This window comes from Erwinia sp. 9145, assembly GCF_000745075.1.
Classification (GTDB): domain Bacteria; phylum Pseudomonadota; class Gammaproteobacteria; order Enterobacterales; family Enterobacteriaceae; genus Erwinia; species Erwinia oleae.
On sequence record NZ_JQNE01000001.1, the window covers coordinates 131,928 to 158,312 of the forward strand.

At 58.0% G+C, this 26,385-nt stretch carries 21 protein-coding genes; 10 read left to right on the plus strand and 11 right to left on the minus strand.

The genetic code is table 11. The features are described 5' to 3' along the window. Positions 1 to 22: 22 nt before the first annotated feature. The 3 genes from actP to acs all read right to left on the minus strand — a co-directional run bounded on the left by actP (position 23) and on the right by acs (position 4,116). Positions 23 to 1,681: a cation/acetate symporter ActP gene (gene actP, locus FA91_RS00635; RefSeq protein ID WP_034911571.1), complete on the minus strand. Its 1,659-nt coding sequence runs from the start codon at positions 1,679 to 1,681 to the stop codon at positions 23 to 25. Continuing rightward, the gene (locus tag FA91_RS00640; protein WP_034911574.1) at positions 1,678 to 1,989 is read right to left on the minus strand and encodes a DUF485 domain-containing protein; all 312 of its coding nucleotides are present in this window, start codon (positions 1,987 to 1,989) and stop codon (positions 1,678 to 1,680) included. The genes actP and FA91_RS00640 overlap by 4 nt, the downstream gene beginning before the upstream one ends. 171 nt (positions 1,990 to 2,160) lie before the next feature. Next, the gene (acs, locus tag FA91_RS00645; protein ID WP_034911575.1) at positions 2,161 to 4,116 is read right to left on the minus strand and encodes an acetate--CoA ligase; all 1,956 of its coding nucleotides are present in this window, start codon (positions 4,114 to 4,116) and stop codon (positions 2,161 to 2,163) included. Between the two features lie 518 nt (positions 4,117 to 4,634). Here acs and gltP point away from each other — a divergent pair. The 7 genes from gltP to FA91_RS00680 all read left to right on the plus strand — a co-directional run bounded on the left by gltP (position 4,635) and on the right by FA91_RS00680 (position 16,310). Continuing rightward, positions 4,635 to 5,939 (plus strand): glutamate/aspartate:proton symporter GltP, encoded by a 1,305-nt coding sequence (gene gltP / locus FA91_RS00650; protein ID WP_034911577.1) that lies wholly within the window; start codon positions 4,635 to 4,637, stop codon positions 5,937 to 5,939. A gap of 258 nt (positions 5,940 to 6,197) precedes the next feature. Then, on the plus strand, positions 6,198 to 7,742 hold the full coding sequence (locus FA91_RS00655; RefSeq protein ID WP_034911578.1) for a PAS domain-containing methyl-accepting chemotaxis protein: 1,545 nt from the start codon (positions 6,198 to 6,200) through the stop codon (positions 7,740 to 7,742). Positions 7,743 to 7,815: 73 nt separating this feature from the next. Continuing rightward, positions 7,816 to 9,465, plus strand: coding sequence for a dihydroxyacetone kinase subunit DhaK (locus FA91_RS00660; RefSeq protein ID WP_034911581.1), 1,650 nt, complete (start codon positions 7,816 to 7,818; stop codon positions 9,463 to 9,465). A 220-nt stretch (positions 9,466 to 9,685) separates the two neighbouring features. Beyond that, positions 9,686 to 12,244 (plus strand): EAL domain-containing protein, encoded by a 2,559-nt coding sequence (locus tag FA91_RS00665; RefSeq protein ID WP_034911584.1) that lies wholly within the window; start codon positions 9,686 to 9,688, stop codon positions 12,242 to 12,244. A 233-nt stretch (positions 12,245 to 12,477) separates the two neighbouring features. Next, positions 12,478 to 13,206, plus strand: coding sequence for a gluconate 2-dehydrogenase subunit 3 family protein (locus FA91_RS00670; protein WP_034911588.1), 729 nt, complete (start codon positions 12,478 to 12,480; stop codon positions 13,204 to 13,206). A gap of 2 nt (positions 13,207 to 13,208) precedes the next feature. Further along, complete coding sequence (locus FA91_RS00675) at positions 13,209 to 14,990, plus strand: GMC family oxidoreductase (RefSeq protein WP_034911590.1); 1,782 nt, start codon at positions 13,209 to 13,211, stop codon at positions 14,988 to 14,990. A 9-nt stretch (positions 14,991 to 14,999) separates the two neighbouring features. Then, positions 15,000 to 16,310 (plus strand): cytochrome c, encoded by a 1,311-nt coding sequence (locus FA91_RS00680; protein WP_034911591.1) that lies wholly within the window; start codon positions 15,000 to 15,002, stop codon positions 16,308 to 16,310. A 97-nt stretch (positions 16,311 to 16,407) separates the two neighbouring features. On the opposite strand, the gene FA91_RS00685 is transcribed toward FA91_RS00680, so the two are convergent. The 3 genes from FA91_RS00685 to FA91_RS00695 form a co-directional block, all read right to left on the minus strand. Next, positions 16,408 to 16,893 (minus strand): RES family NAD+ phosphorylase, encoded by a 486-nt coding sequence (locus tag FA91_RS00685; RefSeq protein WP_034911592.1) that lies wholly within the window; start codon positions 16,891 to 16,893, stop codon positions 16,408 to 16,410. Next, entirely contained in the window at positions 16,893 to 17,342 is a 450-nt protein-coding gene (locus FA91_RS00690) for an antitoxin Xre/MbcA/ParS toxin-binding domain-containing protein (protein WP_034911593.1), read from the minus strand. The genes FA91_RS00685 and FA91_RS00690 overlap by 1 nt, the downstream gene beginning before the upstream one ends. Before the next feature lie 63 nt (positions 17,343 to 17,405). Beyond that, positions 17,406 to 18,311, minus strand: coding sequence for a LysR substrate-binding domain-containing protein (locus tag FA91_RS00695; RefSeq protein WP_034911594.1), 906 nt, complete (start codon positions 18,309 to 18,311; stop codon positions 17,406 to 17,408). Positions 18,312 to 18,410: 99 nt separating this feature from the next. Between FA91_RS00695 and FA91_RS00700 the strand changes: the two genes are divergently transcribed. Both FA91_RS00700 and FA91_RS00705 read left to right on the plus strand, forming a co-directional pair. Further along, positions 18,411 to 19,478 carry an SDR family oxidoreductase gene (locus FA91_RS00700; RefSeq protein ID WP_034911597.1) on the plus strand — a complete coding sequence of 356 codons (1,068 nt, stop codon included), beginning with the start codon at positions 18,411 to 18,413 and terminating at the stop codon, positions 19,476 to 19,478. Between the two features lie 189 nt (positions 19,479 to 19,667). Beyond that, on the plus strand, positions 19,668 to 20,447 hold the full coding sequence (locus FA91_RS00705) for a Sua5/YciO/YrdC/YwlC family protein (RefSeq protein WP_034918734.1): 780 nt from the start codon (positions 19,668 to 19,670) through the stop codon (positions 20,445 to 20,447). Positions 20,448 to 20,480: 33 nt separating this feature from the next. On the opposite strand, the gene FA91_RS00710 is transcribed toward FA91_RS00705, so the two are convergent. Beyond that, positions 20,481 to 21,377, minus strand: a complete 897-nt coding sequence (locus FA91_RS00710) for a LysR family transcriptional regulator (protein WP_034911600.1) — start codon at positions 21,375 to 21,377, stop codon at positions 20,481 to 20,483. 279 nt (positions 21,378 to 21,656) lie between these two features. On the opposite strand from FA91_RS00710, the gene treF reads away from it, so the two are divergent. Further along, the gene (treF, locus tag FA91_RS00715; protein ID WP_082212551.1) at positions 21,657 to 23,366 is read left to right on the plus strand and encodes an alpha,alpha-trehalase TreF; all 1,710 of its coding nucleotides are present in this window, start codon (positions 21,657 to 21,659) and stop codon (positions 23,364 to 23,366) included. A 37-nt stretch (positions 23,367 to 23,403) separates the two neighbouring features. On the opposite strand, the gene FA91_RS00720 is transcribed toward treF, so the two are convergent. From FA91_RS00720 to FA91_RS00735, 4 genes are read right to left on the minus strand one after another with little or no spacing between them, the layout of a single operon-like run. Further along, on the minus strand, positions 23,404 to 24,036 hold the full coding sequence (locus tag FA91_RS00720) for an aspartate/glutamate racemase family protein (RefSeq protein WP_034911602.1): 633 nt from the start codon (positions 24,034 to 24,036) through the stop codon (positions 23,404 to 23,406). 11 nt (positions 24,037 to 24,047) lie between these two features. Beyond that, positions 24,048 to 24,740, minus strand: coding sequence for a dipeptidase PepE (gene pepE, locus FA91_RS00725; protein WP_034911605.1), 693 nt, complete (start codon positions 24,738 to 24,740; stop codon positions 24,048 to 24,050). A gap of 9 nt (positions 24,741 to 24,749) precedes the next feature. Continuing rightward, a complete protein-coding gene (locus FA91_RS00730; RefSeq protein ID WP_034911608.1) occupies positions 24,750 to 25,430 on the minus strand; it encodes an AroM family protein in 681 nt (226 codons plus the stop codon). 2 nt (positions 25,431 to 25,432) lie between these two features. Then, positions 25,433 to 26,371 carry a DUF1177 domain-containing protein gene (locus tag FA91_RS00735; protein WP_034911611.1) on the minus strand — a complete coding sequence of 313 codons (939 nt, stop codon included), beginning with the start codon at positions 26,369 to 26,371 and terminating at the stop codon, positions 25,433 to 25,435. Between the last annotated feature and the right edge of the window lie 14 nt (positions 26,372 to 26,385).

A 26,385-nucleotide genomic window follows, 5' to 3' on the forward strand; every position in this document is an offset into this window, starting at 1 on the left:
GTCCGCCTTCTTCTTCGCGCCGCTAGTGCGCCTTGCCCTGATCGATCCCCACCCCCGTCTGCGAACGAACAAACTGCGCCTTAAAGCGCTGTCGCTCCAGCTTCCCTTCGTCTGAGTTATCGGTTATTGAGAACAGCCAGGTGCCGATAAACGCGACCGCCATGGAAAACAGCGCCGGATACTCATAAGGGAAAATGGCCTTCGGGTGGCCGAGCACCTGCACCCAAACGGTGGGCCCGAGGATCATCAGCACCACCGCCGTCAGCAGCCCCATCCAGCCGCCGGTCATCGCGCCGCGCGTGGTCAGCTTCGACCAGTACATCGACAGCAGAATAATCGGGAAGTTACAGCTTGCGGCGATGGAGAACGCCAGCCCGACCATAAAGGCGATGTTCTGCTTCTCAAACAGAATGCCCAGCGCGATAGCAACAAAGCCCAAAATCACCACGGTAATTTTCGACACTTTCAGCTCCTGCCGCTCGGTGGCCTGTCCCTTACGAAACACGCTGGCGTAGAGATCGTGCGATACCGCCGAAGCTCCCGCCAGCGTCAGCCCGGCAACCACCGCCAGAATGGTGGCAAAGGCGACGGCAGAGATGAAGCCGAGGAACAGACTTCCACCTACCGCATCTGCCAGATGCACCGCCGCCATGTTGTTGCCGCCAATCAGTGCGCCGGTAGCATCTTTAAACGCCGGATTGGCGCCTACCAGCAGAATCGCGCCAAAGCCGATGATGAAGGTCAGGATGTAGAAATAGCCCATAAAGCCGGTAGCGTAAAACACGCTTTTCCGCGCCTCGCGCGCGTCGCTGACGGTGAAGAAGCGCATCAGAATATGCGGCAGGCCCGCCGTGCCGAACATCAGGCCGAGGCCAAGCGACAGCGCCGAGATGGGATCGTTGACCAGGCCGCCCGGTCGCATAATCGCGATACCTTTCGGATGCACCGCCATCGCCTGCGTAAACAGATTATTGAAGCTGAAACCTACCGTCTTCATCACCATGATTGCCATAAAGGTGGCGCCGAACAGCAGCAGCACGGCTTTAATAATTTGTACCCAGGTGGTGGCCAGCATGCCGCCGAACAGTACGTAGAGCACCATCAGAATACCGACCAGGATCACCGCCACCAGGTAATCCAGCCCGAACAGAAGCTGGATCAGCTTGCCCGCGCCAACCATCTGCGCAATCAGATAGAGTGCTACCACCACCAGCGAGCCGCAGGCGGAAAGTGTGCGGATCGGCATCTGCTTCAGCCGATAAGAGGCGACGTCGGCAAAGGTATAGCGCCCAAGGTTGCGCAGGCGTTCGGCGATCAGAAACAGAATGATCGGCCAGCCGACCAGGAAGCCGAGCGAGTAGATCAGCCCGTCGTAGCCGGAGGTATAGACCAGCGCCGATATCCCCAGAAACGAGGCGGCAGACATAAAGTCGCCCGCCATCGCCAGTCCATTCTGAAAGCCGGTAATGTTGCCGCCTGCGGTGTAATAGTCGCTGCGCGAACGGGTTCGCTTCGACGCCCACCAGGTAATGCCCAGCGTGGCGGCGACAAAAATGATAAACATCACAATCGCTTCAACGTTTGTGGGCTGCCGCTGCACTGCGCCGTTAATGGCGTCGGCGGCCAGTGCCGAAAAGGGCAGCAGCGTGGCAAAACCGGTGGTCAGAAGACGGAGTTTCATCCTTTCACCTCTTTCAGCAGTTCGCGAGTGAGGCGGTCAAACTCGCCGTTGGCGCGGCGCACGTAGACGCCGGTTAATAAAAAAGAGATGACGATCAGACCCACGCCGATGGGAATGCCGCGGGTGACGTTGGTGCCGTCATACAGCGGCGTGCCCAGCCAGCCTGGCGCGAAAGCGATCAGCAAAATAAAGCCTACGTAGAGAATAAGCACGATGGCGGAGAGAAAAGCGGCAAACGTCTGGCGTTTTTTCACCAGTTGTCTGAAGCGGGCGCTCTTTTCTATCCGTTGATAAATATCGTCATTCATCACAGGTCTCCAGAGGTTATTTATGCGGCGCCGGCCGTCGCGCAGAGGCGACGGAACGCGGGCAGAAAGAGTGCACGCGCCGGTAACGCCGGTAGGGTCATTTATTGTTATTAAAGAGTACGTTAATAAAAGGCAGCGTTATTACGCTGCCCGCCGGGTAAATAAAACGAATTACGGCATCAATATGGCCTGCTTCTCCTCAAGCAGCTTTTCGACCACGCCCGGATCGGCAAGCGTTGAGGTGTCGCCCAGATTACTGGTATCCCCCGCCGCGATTTTACGCAGAATACGGCGCATGATTTTGCCGGAGCGGGTTTTCGGCAGCGAGTCGGTCCAGTGCAGCACGTCCGGCGTGGCAATCGGGCCAATCTCTTTGCGTACCCAGTTGCGCACCTCAGCGTACAGTTCCGGTGACGGCTCTTCGCCGCTGTTGAGGGTGATATACGCGTAAATCGCCTGGCCCTTGATGCCGTGCGGTATACCGACCACGGCGGCTTCGGCAATTTTCGGGTGTGATACCAGCGCCGATTCGATTTCCGCTGTGCCGAGGCGATGGCCGGAGACGTTCAACACGTCATCAACGCGGCCGGTTATCCAGTAATAGCCGTCCTCGTCGCGTCGCGCACCGTCGCCGCTGAAATACATATTTTTGAAGGTGGAGAAGTAGGTTTGTTCAAAGCGATCGTGGTCGCCGAACAGCGTACGCGCCTGGCCGGGCCAGGCGTCGACAATCACCAGGTTGCCTTCGCAGGCTCCTTCCAGCGCGTTGCCTTCGTTATCGACCAGCGCAGGCTGAACGCCAAAAAACGGTTTGGTTGCCGAGCCTGCTTTCAGTTCGGTAGCCCCCGGCAGCGGGGTGATCATGAAACCGCCGGTTTCCGTTTGCCACCAGGTATCGACAATCGGACAGCGGCCATTGCCAATTTTGTTGTAATACCACTCCCAGGCTTCCGGGTTGATCGGCTCGCCGACCGAGCCCATGATGCGCAGGCTGGAGCGATCGGTGCCGGCAATGGCTTTATCGCCTTCCGCCATCAGCGCGCGAATGGCCGTCGGTGCGGTATAGAGCAGCGTCACCTTGTGTTTATCCACCACTTCCGCCATGCGGCTCGGCGTCGGCCAGTTGGGCACGCCTTCGAACATCAGCGTGGTGGCGCCGCAGGCCAGCGGCCCGTAAAGCAGATAGCTGTGGCCGGTGATCCAGCCCACGTCGGCGGTACACCAGTAAACGTCTTCCGGGTGGTAATCAAACACGTATTTGAAGGTGGTGGCAGCGTAGACAAGATAACCGCCGGTGGTATGCAGCACGCCCTTTGGCTTACCGGTGGAGCCGGAGGTATAGAGGATAAAAAGCGGATCTTCCGCGTTCATCTCTTCCGGCTGATGATGCGCGCTGGCGCTGTTAACCAGCTCGTGCCACCAGATGTCACGGCCGTTTTCCCAGGCGATATCGTTACCGGTGCGGCGGAATACGACCACGTTAGTGACCGAGGTGACTTTAGGATTGGCTAACGCATCGTCGACGTTTTTTTTCAGCGGTATGGTGCGGCCCGCGCGAATGCCTTCGTCGGCGGTGACCACCAGCTTACTGTTGGAATCAATAATGCGACCGGCGACGGCTTCGGGGGAGAAACCGCCAAAAATCACCGAGTGGACAGCGCCGATGCGCGCACAGGCAAGCATGGCGACCGCGGCTTCCGGCACCATTGGCATATAGATAGCGACCACGTCGCCTTTATTGACGCCCAGCTCTTTCAGTGAGTTAGCAAAGCGGCACACTTCACGGTGCAGTTCGCGAAAGGTCAGCGTTTTGCTTTCGCTGGCGTTATCGCCTTCCCAGATAATGGCTGGATGATCGCCACGGCTGTGCAGATGGCGGTCAAGGCAGTTCGCCGCCAGATTCAGCGTGCCGTCTTCATACCAACGGATATCGATATTGCCCGGCGCGAATGAAGTATTTTTTACCGTTGTATAAGGCTTAATCCAGTCGAGAATCTGCCCCTGCTCACCCCAGAACGCGTCCGGATCCTGGACAGAGAGCTGATACATGGACTGATACTGCTGAGCGTTAATCAGGGCGTTTTCCGCAATGGCGGCAGGAACAGGGTGTCTGTGTAGTTGGCTCATGGCTAATCTCCTTGAAGATGTTAATAGTATGTCAATCAAAGGTTGAATGAAGCCTGCTGATCCGCTTTGTTTGCTTTTTGCGCGACAGATCACGCCATAACTGCATGTAATGAAACAGGAACGAAACGCATGTGGAACTTTAGTGAAAAAGGCGCCACATAAGCGCCTTCTGTCGTTATTAGCGAACAAAATTACGGCAGTTGAACTGAACAGAAACGATTAAGTAAACGCTGGTACTGCATAGCTATGCGCTTTACGCGGCGGAATATTACTAATTATAACAACGTGTTAAATGCCCGGCCTCCTGACAGAGCTTTACGCTGTTAATTGGTGATAAAGTAACCGTATTTCACGCGGGGTTGCATTTATGCCAGTGAAAATGGTACTGATTACGCGCCTGTAAAAAGGCACAAACCATCCATTATCCGTGAATTAGCCGATTTCGGCGCTGCCTCCCTTGAGCGTAATTCTGCTGCATAACAGATGCAGCAAGCGGGTTGTGTTAAGGAAAATAAGATATGAAAGCTGCTAAATTCAGCCTTGCCTGGCAAATATTGACGGCACTGGTACTGGGAATCATCGTCGGAGCCATATTGCATAACCAGCAGGAAAACCGTGAATGGTTGATTGCCAACATTCTCACCCCGGCTGGCGACATCTTTATTCATCTGATCAAAATGATCGTCGTACCTATCGTGATCTCCACGCTGATTGTCGGTATCGCGGGCGTCGGCGATGCAAAAAAACTGGGACGCATTGGCGTAAAAACCATCGTCTATTTTGAAGTGATTACCACCATTGCCATCGTGGTAGGGATTACCCTGGCGAACGTGTTTGAACCTGGCTACGGCATTGATATGTCGACGCTGGCAACGGTGGACATCTCTAAGTATGAAGCGACAACCGCACAGGTACAGGGTGGACCGCACAGTCTGGTGACCACCATCCTTTCGCTGATCCCGCAGAATATTTTTGCCGCGATAGCCAAAGGCGACATGCTGCCGATTATCTTCTTCTCGGTGCTGTTTGGCCTGGGTCTCTCTTCTCTGCCCGCAGAACACCGCGATCCGCTGCTGAAGGTATTCCGCTCAACCTCAGAAACCATGTTTAAAGTAACGCATATGATTATGCGCTACGCGCCGATCGGCGTGTTCGCGCTGATTTCGGTTACCATTGCCAACTTTGGTTTCGCCTCGCTGTGGCCGTTGGCCAAGCTGGTGATCCTGGTTTACGCCGCGATTTTGTTCTTTGCCTTCGTCGTGCTGGGTACGGTTGCCCGCCTTTGCAAGCTGCGCATCACCACGCTGATGCGCATCCTGAAGGACGAGCTGATCCTGTCATATTCCACGTCCAGCTCTGAAACCGTGCTGCCGCGCATTATGGAAAAGATGGAGGCCTACGGCGCGCCCAAGTCGATTACCAGCTTTGTGGTGCCGACCGGCTACTCCTTTAACCTTGACGGCTCCACGCTTTATCAAAGCATCGCGGCGATCTTTATTGCTCAGCTTTACGGCATTAATTTGTCGATTGGTCAGGAAATCGTGCTGGTGCTGACGCTGATGGTTACCTCAAAAGGTATTGCGGGTGTACCGGGCGTCTCCTTTGTGGTGCTGCTGGCGACGCTTGGTAGTGTGGGCATTCCGCTGGAAGGTCTGGCGTTTATCGCCGGCGTTGACCGTATCATGGACATGGCGCGCACCGCGCTGAACGTGGTGGGTAATGCGCTGGCCGTGCTGGTTATTGCGAAATGGGAAAACCAGTTCGATGCGCAGCAGGCCGTTGCCTACGAGTCAAAAATTAAGCGTTTAGCCTCCTCAAGCTAATCGACGGCGGGCCGCAACGGCGGCCCGCTCTGGTAAAGCGGTATCTCACCGACTCTACAATCTCTCTTCATAATAAAGACTTAGCAGTTGCAGGGTCTTTTTCAGCGTCACCTCCGCCGCTCTCCGCATTTTCCATGCTTTTATCTCTGTCACATTTTTTTCAAATGCGATTAAAGGCGGCATGCTTTCCGCCGAAAACCATAAAAAGAGATAAACATTCATTCCTTTTTTTGACTCTCGCCTCCAGGATACGTTTCCATGCGCACAAATCTGCCTGTCACTCAGCAGGAGCATCCGTTTAATGATACGGCTACCCTGATGTCAACCACCGACGCCGCCGGACACATTACCTACGCCAATGACGCCTTTATTGAGGTAAGTGGTTTTACGCCTGAAGAGATCGCCGGTCAGGCGCACAATCTGGTGCGTCATCCTGATATGCCCGCCGAAGCCTTCGCTGATATGTGGGCCACGCTGAAGCAGGGCGAGCCCTGGACGGCGCTGGTGAAAAATCGCTGTAAAAATGGCGACTTCTATTGGGTAAGGGCCAACGCGATCCCGGTGGTGCGCAACGGCACAATTCAGGGCTATATGTCGGTGCGCACGCGGCCGGACGATGCGGAAATTCAGCAGGCGGAGCAGTGCTATCGGGCGATCCGTGAAGGTAAGCGTAAGAGCTGGCGCTTCCATAAGGGCGTGATGGTGCGCACCGGCCTGATGCGCTGGCGCAGCCTGTTCAAAACGCTGCCGTTGCGCTGGCGCATCCGCAGCGCGCTGATGACGCTTCTGCCGCTGAGCGCGGGTGCTGGTTGGGCGTCAGGATTAGCGGCTCAGCCGCTGGCGATCTTCACCGCCATCATGACGCTGCTGCTGTTTCTCGCTTCCGCCTGGCTGGAGCAGCAGATCTCCCGGCCGGTCGAGCGTCTCTGCAAGCAGGCGCTGAAGGTCGCCACCGGCGCAACGCATAATGTTGAGCAGATGGATCGGGTCGATGAGGTGGGTACGACGCTGCGCGCTATTGGCCAGTTAGGGCTGATGTTCCGCTGGCTGGTGGATGACGTTAGCGGGCAGGCGGTTAACGTGCTCAGCGCCAGCGATGCGATAGCGCAGAGTAATCAGGATCTCAGTCGCCGCACCGAACAGGCTGCCGCCAACGTGCAGCAAACCGCCGCCACCATGAATGAGATGACCGCCACGGTGAAAAGCAATGCCGGGACGGCGCAGCAGGCCAACGCCCTGTCGAAAGAGACGCGTGACGTCGCGACGCAGGGCGGCGTGGCGATGAAAGATATGGTTAACGTCATGTCCGGCATCGCCGACAGTTCAAAAAAGATCGCCAGCATCACCAGCGTGATTGACGGCATCGCGTTCCAGACCAACATTCTGGCGCTCAACGCCGCCGTCGAGGCTGCCCGCGCGGGCGAGCAGGGCAAAGGGTTCGCGGTTGTGGCCGGTGAGGTGCGCAGTCTGGCGCAGCGCAGCGCAAAAGCCGCCAGCGAAATCAAATCGCTGGTTGAAAACAGCGTGGCGAAAGTGGAATCGGGTAGCGTGCACGCCTTCGATACCGGCCAAACCATGGAGAGCATCGTTTCTCAGGTACAGAACGTCACCTCGATGATTTCGCAAATCGGCGCCGCCACCGCCGAGCAGGCGTCGGCGCTGAGTGAAATCAGCCTGGCGGTTGAGGAACTGGATAGCATCACTCACCAGAACGCCGCCAGGGTGGAAGAGGGCGCGCAGGCTTCCGGCCGCATGGCGCGACAGGCAACAAGGCTGGTGGAGGCGATCAGCGTCTTTCGCTGAGGGTTCAGAGATCGGCTACAGTTAAACGCTTGAAATCATTTGATCCGACAACATCAGGACAGAGGAAAGCGTTATGAGCCAGTTTTTTATGAATAAGAAAAGCGATCTCGTCAACGAAGCCATTGAAGGGACGCTGCTCAGCAATCGTTATCACAATACCAGCCTGCTGGATGCAGGCGCGGATATTCGCGTGGTGGTGCGCAATGACTGGGACAAATCGCGCGTGGCGGTGATCTCCGGCGGCGGCTCCGGCCACGAGCCGGCGCACGTTGGTTTTGTCGGCAAAGGGATGCTGACCGCCGCGGTCTGTGGCGACGTTTTTGCCTCGCCCAGCGTGGAAGCGGTGCTGGCGGCCATCGTGAACGTCACCGGTGAGAAAGGCTGCCTGCTGGTGGTGAAAAACTACACCGGCGACCGGCTGAACTTTGGCCTGGCGGCGGAAAAAGCCAGAGCGCGCGACCTGAAGGTCGAGCTGGTGATGGTGACCGATGATATTGCGCTGCCGGATAATCCGCAGCCGCGCGGCATCGCAGGAACGGCGCTGGTGCACAAAGTGGCGGGCTATGCGGCAGAGCAGGGGAAATCGCTGGAGGCGGTGACGGCCCTGGCCAACGAGGCGATCCGTGCCACGGCCAGCATCGGACTGGCCTTCTCCACCTGCCACGTGCCCGGCGAAGCGCGTGACGATCGCGTAAAGGCGGGCCACAGCGAACTGGGCATGGGCATTCACGGCGAGCCGGGTGCCTCCACGCTGGCGACGCAAAACAGCGTTGACATTGTCGCCACGCTGGCGGAAAAGCTGGCCGCGCATAATAAAGAAGGCAAAAGCGTGGCGCTGCTGGTGAATAACCTGGGCGGCTTCTCCGCGCTGGAGATGGCGGTGCTCACCCGTGAAACGCTGCGTTCGCCGCTGGGAAAAAACGTGAAGTACCTTGTCGGCCCGGCCACCCTGGTCAGCGCGCTGGACATGAAAGGCTTTTCGCTCTCCACGCTGCTGCTGACGCCTGCTTTTGAAGAAGCGCTTCAGGCGCCGGTTGAAGCGGCGGGCTGGCAGCCGCTCGCCAGCGTGCAGGCACTGAAACCGGTCGCCGGAGAGAAGGTGGCGCTTCAGCAGGCGGTTACGCCGTCTGATAACGCGCAGGTGGCGCAGATAGTCGAAACCATCTGTCAGACGTTGGTTGACCTTGAAAGCGAACTGAACCAGCTGGATGCCAGAGTGGGCGACGGCGACACCGGTTCAACCTTTGCGGCCGGGGCGGGCAAGGTGCTGGCCGAACTCCGGGCGAAAAAACTGCCGCTGAACGATACAGCCAGCCTGCTGACGCTGATCGGCGAACAGCTGGCGGTGGTGATGGGCGGCTCCAGCGGCGTGCTGATGTCGATTATGTTTACCTCGGCGGGGCAGAAAGTGGAAGAGGGCAAGCCGCTGGCCGAATCGCTGGCGTGGGGGCTGGATCGCATGCAGCACTATGGCGGCGCGCGTCCGGGCCACCGCACGATGATTGATGCGCTGCATCCGGCCTTTGAAGCGCTGGTGGCCGGGCAGGATCTGGCCAGCGCGGCGGCGGCGGCAAAAAAAGGCGCCGATGCCACCGCGCAGATGACCTCGGCGCAGGCGGGCCGCTCCTCCTATCTGAATCAGGAGAGTCTGACCGGGGTTAAAGATCCCGGTGCCTGCGCGGTGGAAAAGGTCTTTGCCGCGTTAGAAAAATACGTTAAGTAAGGCCGCCTCCGGGTGCTGCCCACGGCGGCGCCCGGCTCTTTCCTCTCCAGCGCTCCCCCGATGTAAAAACTCTTCTGAATGTTTTTTTCGTTATGCCGATAAAACGGAGACAGGTTGCTGCATTACAACCTGTCCCCTGGCTGAAAGCAGCGTTATTTCAGCGTAAAGCAGGTGCAAAAATTTTTAAAACAGCACCACCATTCTGCTCCAGGCGAAAAAAATGATTGAGAACAACGATGTGATGTACCGCCTGCTGGTACAAGGTGTGATTGACTACGCAATCTATATGCTTGAACCCGACGGCACCGTGGCGAACTGGAACGCCGGCGCGCAGCGCGCCAAAGGCTATCTGCCGCATGAGGTTATCGGCAAAAACTTTTCTCTTTTTTACAGCGAGGAAGATCGCGAAAAAGGCCTGCCGCAGCGCGGTCTGGCGATTGCCCGCGAAACCGGCCGCTACGACGTGGAAGGCTGGCGCTACCGCAAAGACGGCAGCGCGTTTTGGGCGCATGCGGTGATTGATGCCATCCGCGACGACGACGGCACGCTGATTGGCTTCGCCAAAATTACCCGCGACTGTACCGAACAGCGAGAAGCGCTGGCAGAACAGCGTGCGCAGGAGCAGAAGTTTCGTCTGCTGGTGGAAGGCGTAACCGACTACGCCATTTATATGCTTGATATTAATGGCCGGGTGGTGAACTGGAACGCGGGCGCGCGGCGCGCCAAAGGGTATACCGCCGATGAGATCGTAGGCCAACACTTCTCCTGTTTCTATAGCGCACAGGACAGGCTGGCGCAGATCCCGGACAGCAACCTGAAAATGGCGAAGACCCGCGGCCGCTTTGAGGATCAGGGCTGGCGCTATCGTAAGGATGGCAGCGCGTTCTGGGCGCACGTGATGATTGAGCCGATTTACAATGAAGCCCGCATGCTGATCGGCTTCTCAAAAATCACCCGCGACTGTACCGAAATGCGCGAGTACGAACAGCAGATCCTGCACGCAAAAGATCTCGCCGAGCAGAACAGCGTTAAAATGGCGTCACTGTCGAAGTTTCTCGACACCATTATCGCCAATATTCCCTCCTGCGTGATGGTGGAGGACTTGGTGTCGCGTGAGATCCTGCTCATCAACAACAAAGCGGAGCAGCTGCTGGGCATTACTCAGCAAGAGATAGCGGGCTGCCAGCTTGCTGACTGCGTGGATCCTGAGATGTGTGAGTACTTCTCACAGCTCTCGCGCGCGGCGCAGCGCAATGAAGGACTGCATAAGAATGAGCAGATGCTGCCGACGCGCTCTGGCGACAGGATTATCAGCGCCTCGGCCTCCATCGTGCGCGGCAGCGATGCGCGTACCAATTACGTGCTGTTGATCGCCGATGACGTTACCGACCAGCGCGCCGCCGATGCGCGCATTCACCATATGGCGCATCATGACAATCTCACCAGCCTGCCTAACCGCGTGCTGTTCAGCCAGCGCCTGCACGAGGCGCTGCGCGCCGATCGTGACGTGGGGAAACGCACCGCCACGCTCTGTCTGGATCTGGATAATTTCAAAAACGTCAATGACGCGCTGGGTCATCAGGTTGGCGATGAACTGCTGCGCATGGTGGCCCGACGGCTGAGCAGCGTGCTGCGCGGACAGGATACGCTGGCGCGCAACGGCGGCGACGAATTCTCTATTGTGCTGCCGGGTATCATGCAGTTAAACGAGGCGGAAGCGGTGGCGCGTCGGCTTATCGATGTGACCCGGCCCGTTTTCAACGTTGACGGACACAACCTGTCGGTTGGACTGAGCGTCGGCATCGCGATTTCCGATCAGGATCTGTCCACGGCCGATCAGCTCCTGCGCTGTGCGGATATGGCGCTTTACGAAGCGAAGCGTAATGGACGCGATCGCTTCGAGCATTTCTCATCGGAAATGGGTGAAGCGGCGAGCAAGCGGCGGATGATTGAAAACGATCTGCGCGAAGCGATAACCCGGCGTCACCTCAGGCTCTATTATCAGCCCATCACCAATGAAAACGGGCATGAGATCGTGGGCTACGAGGCGCTGATGCGCTGGCATCATCCTTCTCGTGGGTTGATTATGCCGCTTGATTTTATTCCTGTCGCGGAGGAAACCGGTCTGATCCACTCGCTGGGAGCTTACGCGCTGTACGAAGCATGCCGCGAGGCCGCCACCTGGCCAGGCGGCGAGAGCGTGGCGGTGAACCTTTCTCCGTTGCAGTTTAAAAACAGCGCGCTGGTTTCGGTGGTGGAAGCCGCGTTGAAAGAGTCGGGCCTTGCGGCGCATCGCCTTGAAGTGGAGATCACCGAGTCGGTGCTGCTGGATAATGCGCTGACAAATATCCGCACGCTGCAAAAGCTGAAGGCGCTGGGCGTGCGTATCGCACTTGATGATTTTGGCACCGGTTATTCGTCACTGAGCTACCTGAGGTCGTTTCCCTTCGACAAAATCAAAATTGATAAATCCTTTATCAGTGATATGACCGAAAGCCGTGAATCGCTGGCGATCATCAGAGCCATTACCGGAATGAGCCGCAGTCTGGATATTCAGATAACCGCAGAAGGCGTGGAGAACGACCAGCAGTTTGAACAGCTTAAAATCGAGGGCTGCACGCTGTTTCAGGGCTACTACTTCGGGCGACCACAGCCAGCGGAAACGCGGCTGAAAGTCTTCAATCCGCCTGTGCGCGCTGGAGGAGCCGCTGGCCTGATTCTTCCGGACGGCGCCGATGGCAACGCCTCAATGCCGATCGCTGCCGGGCCGCCTGAGTAAATGCCCGGGCCGCCGGTTGCGCTGGCGGCAGCGTTTCCCGACCTGATTTGTGCGTGATGTTAATTAATCTGTGCTTTTTTGTTTCATGACAATAAATTTTTGCTTAAGACCTGTTAAAATATGCGGCTTTGTTACCGATAACATTCACCTGGCGCTGACGCACTTTTGAGCACGGTGGATGGCGGGTCGATAAACATGATCGCCATCAAGGCGACGCGTTATAAGGCAATGTCATGTCAAACGAAAACAGAGGCAGTTCCCGTCGGGACTTTCTGCTTAAAACTATTACTCTGGCGCCCGCCGTGGCGATTGGCAGTAGCGGCCTCGGCGCGCTGGCCTCACCGGCGCCTGCCACCGCCGCACCGTCAGGCCCGCAAAAAGCGCGCGATTATCAGCCCACATGGTTTACCCCGGAAGAGTATGCGTTTCTGCAAGCCGCCGTGGCGCGCCTGATCCCCGCCGATGAACGCGGCCCCGGCGCCCGTGAAGCGGGCGTGCCGGAGTATATCGACCGCCAGATGAATACGCCTTACGCCACCGGCGCCAACTGGTATATGCAGGGACCGTTTCATCCCGATGCCGATAAGCTGCTCGGCTATCAGCTTCCGCTGGTGCCGCGTCAGGTGTACCGGCTGGGCCTCGCCGATGCGGATGAGGTGGCAAAGGCGCAGCACGGCAAAGCCTTCGCAAAACTGAACGATGACCAGCAGGATGCGCTGCTTCAGGCTTTCGAAGCGGGTAGCGTTGCGTTCCGGCAGATCCCCGCGCAGGTTTTTTTCACCTTCCTGCTGCAAAACACCCGCGAAGGCTTCTTCAGCGATCCGATCCACGGCGGCAACCAGGGCATGGTTGGCTGGCGGCTGATTAACTTTCCCGGTGCGCGCGCAGATTTTATGGACTGGGTGGAACGCGGCGAGCGCTATCCGTTACCGCCGGTATCCCTTCGCGGAGAGAGAACATAATCATGGCGACTGAAATGAAAAAAGCGGACGCGGTGATTGTCGGTTTTGGCTGGGCGGGTTCGATTATGGCGAAGGAGCTGACCGAAGCCGGACTGAACGTGGTGGCGCTGGAGCGCGGCCCGCATCGCGATACCTGGCCTGACGGCGCGTATCCGCAGGTTATTGACGAACTCACCTACAATATCCGCAAAAAGCTGTTTCAGGATCTCTCCAAAAGCACCGTGACCATTCGTCATAACGCGGCGCAAACCGCTCAGCCCTACCGCCAGCTTGCCGCGTTCCTGCCGGGCACCGGCACCGGCGGCGCGGGCCTGCACTGGTCCGGCGTGCATTTTCGCGTCGATCCGATCGAGCTGCGACTGCGCAGCCATTACGAAGAGCGCTACGGCAAAAAATTCATTCCGGAAGGGATGACCATTCAGGATTTTGGCGTCAGCTATGACGAGCTGGAGCCTTTTTTCGACAAGGCCGAAAAGGTGTTCGGCACCTCCGGTTCGGCGTGGAGCGTAAAAGGCAAGGTGATCGGCAAGGGCAAAGGAAATCCTTTCGCGCCGGATCGCTCAGATAATTTCCCGCTGCCTGCGCAGAAGCGAACGTTCTCTGCGCAGCTGTTTGCCCGCGCGGCGGAAGCGGTGGGCTATCATCCCTACGATTTGCCCTCGGCCAATACTTCCGGCCCGTATACCAACACTTACGGCGCGCAGATGGGGCCGTGCAACTTCTGCGGCTACTGTAGCGGCTATGCCTGCTATATGTATTCAAAGGCTTCGCCGAACGTGAATATTCTGCCCGCGCTGCGCCAGGAGACAAAATTCGAGCTGCGCGAAAACGCCAACGTGCTGCGCGTGAATCTCACTGCCGACAAGAAACGCGCCACCGGCGTCACCTATGTGGATGCGCTGGGAAGAGAAATTGAGCAGCCCGCCGATCTGGTGATCCTCTCCGCTTTTCAGTTCCACAATGTGCATCTGATGCTGCTCTCCGGCATCGGCAAGCCTTACGATCCGGTGACCAACCAGGGTACCGTCGGGCGCAACTTCGCCTACCAGAACATCTCCACCATTAAGGCGTTTTTTAATAAAGACGTGTTTACCAATAACTTCATCGGGGCAGGCGGCGCGGGCGTTGGCGTGGACGATTTTAATGCCGACAATTTCGATCACGGCAAGTACGGCTTCGTCGGCGGCTCGCCTTTCTGGGTGAATCAGGCGGGCGTCAAGCCCATCTCCGGCCTGCCGACGCCGCCGGGCACGCCGAACTGGGGCAGTAAGTGGAAAGCGGCGGTGGCCGATCACTACACCCATCACGTTTCGATGGATGCCCACGGCGCGCACCAGTCCTATCGCAACAACTATCTCGATCTTGATCCTAATTACAAGGATGCCTTCGGGCAGCCGCTGTTGCGTATGACCTTCGACTGGCAGGAAAACGACGTCACTATGTCGCAATTTATGCACGATCGTATGCACAACATCGCCGAAGCGATGAATCCTGTGCTGATCAGCGGCTCGCCGAAAAAGCCGGGAACCCATTTCGACACCACCACTTATCAGACCACGCACATGAATGGCGGGGCGATCATGGGCGAAGATCCGCAAACCAGTGCGGTAAACCGCTATCTGCAAAGCTGGGACGTGCCGAATGTCTTTGTGCCCGGCGCGTCGGCCTTTCCGCAGGGGTTGGGCTATAACCCAACCGGCATGGTGGCCGCGCTGACGTACTGGTCGGCAAAGGCCATCCGCGAGCAGTATCTTAAAAACCCCGGCCCGCTGGTTCAGGCATAAGGCGATCACATGAAAAAGCGACTTCTGGCTCTCGTGCTGGGCATAACTACCTTCGGCGCGCTGGCGGACGAGAGCGGCGCGGATCTCATCAGCCGCGGTGAATATCTGGCGCGCGCGGGCGACTGCGTGGCCTGCCACACGAAAATGGGCGGCAAGCCTTTTGCGGGCGGCCTGTCGATGGCGACGCCCATTGGCAATATTTACTCGACCAATATCACGCCGGACAACAAAACCGGCATCGGCGACTACAGCTACGACGACTTCCAGCGTGCGGTGCGCCACGGCGTGGCGAAAAACGGCGACACGCTCTATCCGGCCATGCCCTATCCCTCTTATGCGGTAGTCAGCGATGAGGATATGCGCGCGCTGTATGCTTATTTTATGCACGGCGTTGCGCCGGTAGAGCAGGAAAATCAGCAGAGCGATATTCCGTGGCCGCTCTCAATGCGCTGGCCGCTGGCTATCTGGCGCGGTCTGTTCGCGCCGGACGTCAACGCCTTCCAGCCCGTTGAGGGAGAAGACGCGGTGCTGGCGCGTGGCCAGTATCTGGTTGAGGGGCTGGGACACTGCGGCGCCTGTCATACGCCGCGCAGCCTCACCATGCAGGAAAAAGCGCTCAATGACCGCGAAGGAAGCGACTACCTTTCCGGCAGCAGCGCGCCGGTTGACGGCTGGATCGCCAGCAATCTGCGAGGCGACAGCCGCGACGGGCTGGGGCGCTGGCATGAAGCGGAGCTGGTGGAGTTTTTGCGTACCGGCCGTAACGATCGCACCGCAGTATTCGGCGGCATGACCGATGTCGTGCAGCACAGCCTTCAGCATCTGAGTGCGGAGGACGCGACGGCGATTGCCCGCTATCTGAAATCGCTTGGGGCACGCGATCCCAATCAAACCGGTTTTGCAGAGGATGACGCGGTGGCCCGTGCGCTGTGGCAGGGCGACGACAGCCGGGCGGGCGCGTCGGTGTATGTCGATAGCTGCGCCGCCTGTCATAAAACCGACGGCAGCGGCTACAAGCGTTTCTTCCCGGCGCTGCGCGGCAATCCGGTGGTGCTGGCGGACGATCCCACATCGCTCATCCACATTGTACTGAGCGGCGCGACGCTGCCTGCGATGAAAGGCGCGCCGTCATCGATTACCATGCCCGCGTTTGGCTGGCGGCTGAACGATCAGCAGGTGGCGGATGTGGTAAATCTGATCCGCACCAGCTGGGGCAATACGGCGAAAGAACAGGTGAGCGCCGCCGACGTGGCGAAAATCAGGAAAAGCACGCCTCAGCAGGGCAGCGTGGATATCGATAAGCTGATTGAGGTGAAGTAAGGGAAGCCCGGGAAGAAGAGTAAAGCGTCGCGCGCCAGGGAGGGCGTTTTTTGCGTTTTTACGATCCTGCCTGATTCCCCGGGCAGGCGCGCTGTCGTCATTCTTTATCCTGTTGCAGCGCAAAACGCGGGTCGAAAAAGAAGGGTTCGACGGAGACCGTTGCCAGCGCCGCTGCCGCATCAGGATGAAGTGGATTGAACAGCGCGTTCCAGTCGCCGGTGATCGTACTCGGCACTTTTAACACCAGCCCTTGATCGCGACTGTTTAACCACTCATCGCCAATTGCCCTGGTTGAAAGCGGCGCGGGATCGTGCTGCCAGTCGGCAGGGAGCGCGTTCAAATCCAGTTCGGAAACCAGCTTCTCCGGCACCTTCAGCGACAGCATCGAATAGTGACCGGCCAGATCGCTGATGCGCAAATGCACCAGAAGCTCAAGCACACACAGCGAGCGGCTGGAAGCGAGGTAGACGCAGGAATGCCCAATTGAATTCCAGCGGCCGCCGTAGTTCAGTGCGCCAAAGCCGTTAAACGCGGTATCCGCATAAGCCGATTTCACCAGACGATAAAAAGACACCGTTGCCATCAGGTGATGACGCCGTGCTCGATCTGCCCTATCAGGTTGATCACGGCTTCAGCGCCCGGCGGCGTGGAGGTAAATTCAGCCGGCTTTTTGCCGCCCAACCCTTTCGCCGGCGTATCAAGCCACTCGGCGGCGCGGGTCATATCGCCGTTAAACAGCTTACCGGCGGCAGAGAGCACGCGGATCATCATATACACTCTGCCGCTCTGCTCCGGCGAAAAGGCCTGTTCACTCTTCAGACGGCGGCTGTAGGTGTTGCGATCGATACCAGACATACGCAGCAGCGAGGACTCATCAAACGTCGACAGCGACGCCGTCTGGCGCAAAATCTGCGCGCTCAGCCCGCCGCTGATGCGGCTGTGCGCCTCCGGCAGCGTCTCAGGCAGATTCAGCGAGAGCAGCAGCGAGCCTTCGGCATGACGCCTGCCGGGTGTAAAAACGCTGAGCGACATAAAACCTCCTCGTGTTCATTTGATGTTTATTTTAGTTCAAATGAACAGGCGCGACAAGCAGGATCAGGCGATTCGCAATGCTTCCAGCGTGTTCAGCAACGCATTAACTTTTGGCGTCAGTTGTTTCCGGCGCGGCCAGACCAGACACAGCGGCAGGCCGCTGACCGTCAGCTCCGGCAGGATCTGCACCAGCTCGCCACGCCGGAGTTGTTTCTCGATCATCCATGTCGCCATTTGCGCCACGCCAAGTCCGGCGGACACGGCCATCATTTGCGCCTCGCCATCGCCCAGCGCCATGCGGTGCGAAACGTTACGCGTTACTGTGCGCCCATCCGGCAGCGGCAGCCGCCACGGACTGGCGCTGCCGTCCACGCGATCGTAAACAATGGCCCGGTGTTCATTCAGGGCGTCAAGATCCTGCGGCGTGCCGTGCTGTGCCAGATAGTGCGGCGCCGCGCAAAAAATCAGCTGCTCGTCGCCGAGGTAGCGCCAGGCCAGCGAAGGCGGATACGCCGTCGGGCCGCCGATGCGTATCGCAATATCCACGCCTTCTTCAAACACGTCCACAAAACGATCCGAGAAGGCAAGATTGAGCTGGATATCCGGGTTTTGCTGACAAAAAGGGGTAAGCAACGGCATCACGCGCATACGGCCAAAAGTATGAGGCACGGCGATGCGCAGCCTGCCGGACGGCATGGTGCGCTGCGCCGCCAGTACCGACTCCGCTTCCAGCAGCTCATTGAGCACCCGCGTGCAGGTTTCGTAGAAGGCCTGGCCCGCGTCCGTCAGCGTCAGGCTGCGGGTGGTGCGTTCAAAAAGCAGTGAACCGAGCCGCGCCTCCAGCCGCGCAATGCTTTTACTGACTGCGGAAGGCGTCAGGTGCAGATACGCGGCGGCGGCGGTAAAGCTGCCGTGCTCGGCTGTGGCGACAAAGGGCGAAATGCCTTTCAAACGGTCCTGGCTCTGCATGACTAATGACTCTTTTTCACAAATAATGTGAATTTATACCTCAGATAAGACTTTTATTCTCTGCCAGACTGGTGCTGTTACTTGAAATGGAGAGAAATTATGCAACCACGCGCACTTATTGTTGGCGTCAGCGGCGTTATCGGCGCGGCGCTGGCAGAAAAACTCAACCACGACGGCTGGCAGGTATTCGGTCTTTCGCGCGGCCGCACCGCCGTGCCGGAAGGATGTCAGGCGCTGACGGCAGATTTGACTGATGCTGCGTCGGTCGCGTCGGCGCTCAACGAGATGAAAGTCGATAAGGTCTTTTTCAGCGCCTGGGCGCGCCAGGAAAACGAAAAAGAGAATATTCGCGTCAATGGTGCCATGGTACGTCATGTTATTGACGCGCTGGGCGACGGCCTGAAAGGCGGACACGTTGCGCTGGTCACCGGTCTGAAACACTATCTCGGCCCGTTTGATGCCTATGGTAAAGGCGAAGTGCCTTTGACGCCGTTTCGCGAAGAGCAGGGACGCCAGCCGGTAGACAACTTTTACTATGCCCAGGAAGACGAAGTCTTCGCCGGAGCAGAAAAGTATGGCTACAGCTGGAGCGTGCATCGTCCGCACACCATTATCGGCTTTGCGCTGGGTAATGCGATGAACATGGGGCAGACGCTGGCGGTCTATGCCAGCCTGTGCAAACAAACCGGGCAGCCGTTTGTGTTCCCTGGTTCAAAAGCGCAGTGGGAAGGCGTAACGGACATGACCGATGCGCGCGTGCTGGCGCAGCAGTTGGAATGGGCCGCGACCACGCCTTCCGCACAAAATCAGGATTACAATGTGGTTAACGGCGACGTTTTCCGCTGGAAATGGATGTGGGGCGAAATTGCCGACTACTTCGGCATCGAAGCCGCGCCGTTTCCGGACGAGGTACAGTCGCTGGAAGGGCGAATGGACGATGCGTCCGCGCAGTGGCAGAAGATTGCGCAGCAGTTCGGCCTGAAAGAGTCCGACATCAGCCGTCTGGTTTCATGGTGGCACACCGATGCCGATCTGGGTCGACCGATGGAGGTCTTTACCGACATCAGCAAGAGCCGTAAAGCGGGCTTCACCGGCTACCAGTGCACCCGCGATGCCTTTATCGATCTTTTTGAACGGCTGAAAGCGGAAAAACTGATCCCCGCCTGATGCTCATCTGTTGCGCGGAACAGAAACGCGCAACAGTCAATTACTGTTTCTCAGCAGAAACAATCAGGGTGGTTGTGCCACAACTGTTGTGTAATATTGCACTTGCGTTAGGATGGTCAGCAACAGGTTTCGCTGCGGCTGAACGCAACGACAACCGACTTTCCTTTTCTGAACCAGGCAGGTGCGATGATGAGCAACAAAACGATTCACTGGAACGGCGACTTGCAGCCGGAAGCGGTTAACATTCTCTCTGCTGATGGCGGCATGATCGTCTGTCCGACCAAGGTCGGCTATATCATCATGACCTCTGACGCTAAAGGGCTGGAGCGCAAGTTTGATGCCAAGCAGCGTAACCGCAACAAGCCGGGCGTGGTGCTGTGTGGCTCGCTGACGCAGCTGAAAGAGCTGGCGCAGTTGAATCCGGAAATTGAATCGCTTTATCAGCAGCACTGGGACAAAGACGTGCTGTTGGGCTGCATTCTGCCGTGGAAAGAAGAGGCCGTGGCGCGCATTCCGGACGACGGTTCAAAAGCGTTGATGATGGATGGCCGCCAGACCAGCTGCTTTGTGATCAAGTTTGGCATCCCCGGCGAAAAACTGGCGAAAGAGCTGTGGGAAAATCACGGTAAATTCGCGTTTGCCAGCTCGGCCAACCCGTCAGGCAAGGGCAACCGTGGCCTGGTGGAAGGCATCGGCGAGCGTATCGAATCGCAGGCTGACCTGATTATTGAAGCCAATGACTACGTGAAATCTATTCAGCCGAACGAAACTGATAAAACCCGCTACGAGCAGGGCGTAATGGTAGCGATGGTGGATGAGAGCGGCAAACTGGTGCCGGAGCAGAAAGGCGAGCGCAATATCACGCCTTGTCCGGTGCTGATCCGCAAAGGGCTGGATGTCGATAAAATTATGTCGATGCTGTCTGACACCTTTACCACCTGGGATTACCGTCACGGTAACTACTACTGATACTGTTTGCCGGGCGGTATTCTTGCCGCCCGCTTAATCCTGCCGTACCGCTCGCTGAAGCGCCTCGATAAACAACCGCACTCGCGGCGAAATGTAGCTTTCGTGCTTATATAGCACCCACGATTTATAGATATCCATTTCCCATTCCGGCAGCACTCTGCTCAACGCGCCCGTTTTTACCGCCTCCTGCGCCACATAGTCAGGAAGATAGGCAATACCGGTCTGCGCCACGGCGGAATTTACCAGCGCCATGCTGTTGTTGGCGCGAAAGCGGCTGCGAACGTCAATATTTCGCCGCTGTTTATCGCGACGAAAAGGTAAAGAGAGGGTATGAGCCGGCCCGCGAAACAGAATAAAATCATGACGCGTTAACTCTTCCGGCCTGCCGATGGTCGGGAAGCGCGCAAGGTAGTCAGGGGCGGCGTACAGGCCCCAGCTGATATCCACCAGCGGCTTATAGTGGTCGTGTTCAGGCAGATCGCGGCGGATAACGATCGCCACGTCCACGTTGTCTTCCAGCAGATTGACCGGACGATCGGTAAGATCCAAATCCACGCTGACGTGCAGGTTGGCGCTGACGAACTGGTTAAGTACCGGCACAATACACTGACAGCCAAAGGTGACGGGCGCCACCACGCGCAGGCTGCCGGTAGGCTCCTCGTGATACTGACGGATGAACAGATCGGCGCTTTTGACCTCGCTGAGAATGCGCGCACAGTACTGATACCAGGTCATGCCGACCCCGGTCACCTCTGTACGGCGGGTGGTGCGCTGAAGCAGTTTTGCGCCAAGCCGGATTTCCAACGCGGCGATCTCCTTGCTGACTGCCGATTTGGAGAGGCCCAGCGCCTTTGCCGCGTCGGTGAAGCTGCGCGTTTCCACCACCTTTGCGAAAACAACCATCGCGTGCAGGTTTTCAACATCGCTCATGATTGCCGCATTTCCTCAGTGTGTGCGAAGCGTCTGGCTTAATCTTAATGAGCGCGGCAGGCTAAGTAAATGTTGCTGATAAATAATAAAGAGAATTATTCGTAACGGGAATGCTCTGAATATTATTTTAAATAAACGTCAAGCAGGCTTTACAAAATGAACATTAAGTCAAATATATCCCCAAAATAGTGCGCGCAAACGGTTGTATTTATTTTTTGAAATATCCTTTTATGGGTGGAAATAACAGGGCGGGTTGCGTTGTATTATGTGCGTATTATAATGACCGGCTTCTTTAAACAGCACATAACGCACTGTCGATTCAGATTGGCATCAGGAGGCTTTATCACTTTTAATCAAAACGACCTGATTGTTGACCCAAATCACACTGAATTTGAAACCTGGTATCACGACTATGAGTCTGGCCCGGAAGCCGCAGTCGAGCCGCAGCCGGAGACAATTCGCGGCCTGCCCGCATCGGATATTCTGACGCCCTCAGACCGTTATCAGGATCTGTTTGAAGCGGTGCAAATGTCGCAAATATTTAGCGACAGCAAAACGTTTGCAGACTGCGCGCCAAAAGCAGAGCCGGAACGCATTCTTTATCGCTATTATATTCAGCGCGAGCGTGAAGATTTTAATTTATTAACCTTTGTGCTGGAGAATTTTGAGCTGCCGCGTGTGCACGACAGCCGCTATGTTTCCGATCCGGCAAAAAGTATGGAACAGCATATTGATTCTCTCTGGCCGGTATTAACACGCCAGCCGGAAAAGCATTCGGAATTCTCTTCGCTGCTGCCGCTGCCGGAGCCTTACGTGGTGCCGGGCGGCCGGTTTGGCGAAACCTACTACTGGGATTCCTACTTCAGCATGCTGGGTTTTGCCGCCAGCGGCCGTCACGATCTGCTGGCCAACATGGCGGACAACTTTGCGTGGATGATCGACACCTACGGGCACATCCCGAACGGCAATCGCACCTATTATCTGAGCCGTTCGCAGCCGCCGGTGTTCGCCATGATGGTCGAGCTGTTTGAAAAAGATGGCGTTGATAAAGCACAGCGCTATTTAAAGCAGCTCAAAAGCGAATATGCTTTCTGGATGGACGGCACCGATGCGCTGACGCCGAATGAAGCTTATCGTCACGTGGTGATGATGGCCGACGGTGAAGTGCTCAACCGCTACTGGGACGATCGCGATACGCCGCGTGACGAGGCGTGGATAGAGGATGTGGAAACCGCGCGCAATTCGGCGCGTCCGTCCAGCGAAGTCTATCGCGATCTGCGTGCGGGCGCGGCGTCCGGTTGGGACTTCTCCTCGCGCTGGCTGAGCGAGCCGGGTCGGCTGGAGAGCATTCAGACCACCAGCATTGTGCCGATCGATCTGAACGCGTTTCTCTACAAGCTGGAAATGACCATTGCCCGGCTTTCCGAAAACGCTCACGATCATGATGCGGCCGGGCTGTATCGTGAAAAAGCGACGCGCCGCCGCGCCGCGGTGGATAAATACCTGTGGGATGTCCAGGCGGGTCTCTATCGTGACTATAACTGGCGCGAGCGGGAGAAGGGCGCTTTCTCGGCCGCCTCGGTTGCGCCGCTGTACGTTGAAATGGCGAGCGAAATCCAGGCCAGCCAGACGGCGGATGCGATTCGTGCGCATTTACTGGCGCCGGGCGGCATCCTTTGTACGGTGGAAGAGACCGGCGAGCAGTGGGATCGCCCAAACGGCTGGGCGCCGATGCAGTGGATGGCGATTCAGGGCTTTAACCAGTACGGTGAAGAGCTGTTGGCAAAAGAGATTGCCACGCGCTGGCTTCAGGTGGTGGGCGCAACCTATCACCGGCACCACAAAATGGTGGAGAAGTATAACGTGGCCGGACGTGGGCCGGTGCTGGCGGGCGGCGGTGAATATCCGCTTCAGGACGGCTTCGGCTGGACTAACGGCGTCACCCGTCGCCTGTTGGCGATGTACCCCGACGCCGCGCCGACCAGGTAAAAATTAAGGCCTTCATATGAAGGCCTTTTTTTTGCCGTTAACGCGGCGCAAGCTGGCTGATAAACAACCCCGCTGCACCGACGGCATCAATCGCGATTTTCCCCAGCTTCTGGTTGATCGTCTCCGCCAGCGCGATGGTGGAGAAGCCGGTACAGGAGAACGCGATGACCTCGGCGCCCTCACGGTAAAGCGCGTCGGCGCAGGCCAGCGACGCCTCGCGACCCTGCGGCGTCAGCAGATCGGTAGTGTTCAGCACGCCTTCAGGCCGTGCATAACGCACCGTTTCGCCCAGCAGCGTTCTGAACGGCGCTGGCGCATCGGCGCCGATGCCCATTACCGCTACCGGGCGCTTCAGCACCGCCGCCAGGCTGGCCGACGCGCTTCCCGCACTGACGACCGGGATCGCGACCGCCTGACGCAACTCGGGCAGGCCGGGATCGGCGGCGCAGCTGAGAAACAGCGCGCGGCATCCTTCTGCTTCCAACGCGCGGCCCAGCGCCACGATCTTTGGCACCGCCACGGCTTCGCTCTGCGCATCAAAGATGCCGCGCGGCTGGTCGTCAATACAGCGGCTGACCGACGCAATCCCCCACGCCGCAGCGATCAGCCTGCCGTGTTCGTTGACGAACTCCGGATCGCTGTGCGTCAGCACACGAATAATTCCCAGCATGGTGCCTCCTGTTAACTCAGTTGATGGCCCGAAGGCAGGCTGATGGCTTCGCTGTTGGCTTTAAACACCAGCGTGGAATGCGGCCCGCCGGTGCGCGCGCCGCCGTCTGTCACCTCAATCCAGTTACCTTCCGGCAGGCCGATAATCTCCAGCTCTGGTGACACCGCCAGCAGTTCGCGGATTCGCTGCTCGCGCGTTTCGCCCTGATGCCCGGCAGGCAGCGCGTTGGTGAAGTGCGGATTGATTTGCAGCGGAAAAAGATTGAGCGCGTCCAGCCCGACCGGATCGACAATCGGCATATCGTTGGTGGTACGAATGGTCGGGCAGGCAAGATTAGCGCCTGCGCTCCAGCCAACGTAGAGCGCGCCTTTTTTCACCGCGCTGGCAATCGGGCCGAGCAGTCCCTTCTCGCGGCAGGTTTTCAGCAGGTTAAAGGTGTTGCCGCCGCCTACGATAATCACCTCCGTCTGCGCAATGGCCGACGGCGCGTCGTCCAGCGTATGCACGCCGGTGATGTCGAGGTTTAACGCGGACAGCGCCTGGCGCACTTTATCGGTATACGCATCCCGACTCTGAGTCACGCCCGCGAAGGGAATAAAAATGGCCGAGCGACGCTGTGCGAGATGCTGGCGAATAACCGGCACCGCATGTTCCAGGTAAGCTGCGCCGGGCGACGCGGAGTTGCTCAGTAGCAGTAAGTTCATGATGTCTCCTCAGAGCATATTACGCAGCAGATCGGCCAGCAGCTGGTTTGACAGCACCACCGGCAGTTCAACATGCTGGCTACAGATTTCCCGATGCCAGCCGGTATAGCCCATGCAGTCGGTGAGGATGATCTCCGCACCCTGGGCTTCCAACGAACGAGCGGCGTCGGCGATCTGCTGTTCGGTGGCGGTATAAGGCGACGCGACGGCAAAAACCGGCGCGATCGCCGCGCCTTTCCACTTGGTCAACTCGCTGGCGATCTGCGACTCCAGTGGCACCAGGATCCCGGCGCGGCGGTTGCCGACCAGCGCGTTCAGCGTCGGCGGCAGGATACGATCCGGTTCAATCAGCCAGGCGCCGTCGCAGTTGAGGCCGTGAAACTCGCCGGTACAGAGCAGAGCGATAATCTGGCAGCCCTCGGCTGCCAGCCAGTCAATCTTCTTCTGCACCGCGGCGCCCACAGCGGGTTTCCCCATCACGACCGCACTGCCGTTGAGCAGGCGCGACGTCAGCACGCCGTGGCCCTGCTGCACCGGAAATCGTGCGGCAATCTCTTCCTCGCTCAGGCCATCCAGTACGCCGGCGTGAACGCAGGTGACATGCTCAGGCAGCGCCGCCTCAAGGATGGGGGTGATATCGCTGCGCGGCGCCTGGCCGATGGTCAGCGTGCCTATTTTGCTTACGGACATTTTCATGCCTCCGGCTGACGTTTTTGCAGGTGTGCCAGCGAACCGTACAGATCAAGCAGGCGCTGATACTCCTCTGCGTTATAGAACTGACAGGTGCCGCGGGTAAACTCTTTTGCCACTTCCACGGCGAATTTGGTGGCCAGCGCGATATCCACTTCGTGGCTGGCGCCCGTGCCGCAGCCCGGCACGGCGCTGACGGCGGTGATCGCCACGCCGACGACCGGCGCGCGGGTGGCAATCGACGGTTGCAGAATGCTGTTCAGGTGATAAACGCCGTTGCCGTAAGGCGTGATGTCCTGGGTGGTGATGGGGAAGGTGACCGGCAACTGCCCGGTCGTCATCTCCATCACCCGCAGCAGATCTTCCGATACGCGCAGGATGTAGCCTTCTTTTACCGTTGGCGAAATCGCAAAGCCTTTGTGATTGATAATCCGGTTGCCTTTGGTGGTGTCAATCGACAGCACCGCATCCATCTCATCCGACACTTCCTGCTCGTTCATGTCTTCTGTTTCTACCGGTGAATCCATGAAATCAACCGGATCGTGCGGACGCGTTGGCGCATCCGGGCAGATATGCGTGGTGACAATGACGTCGCCCGGCAGGCTGTCGCCCTGGCGCTGCATTTCCGCCAGCTTCAGCGCGCTGGCAACCGCCGCGACCGCGCCGTCGGCGTCCGACACCAGCCCGATGCGTCCGGGGCGCGCGCCGATACCGCCGAGGCGCCCGACGATGCCGAGAGTGGGCGTTGTGCCGCCCTGACGCTTGCCTGCGGTGCCGGGGATCATAATTTTGACGAAGTCGGTTTTGCCTTTCGGGCCGCGGACTTCCTTAACGGTAACCTCAACGCCAGCATAGCCTGCCAGCAGTGATCTGACCTTTTCACCGCTGGCGGTGGCGCTGTCCAGCAATTCGAATACCTGCAAAGTCTGTTGTAAGCTCATGATTTTCCCTTGAT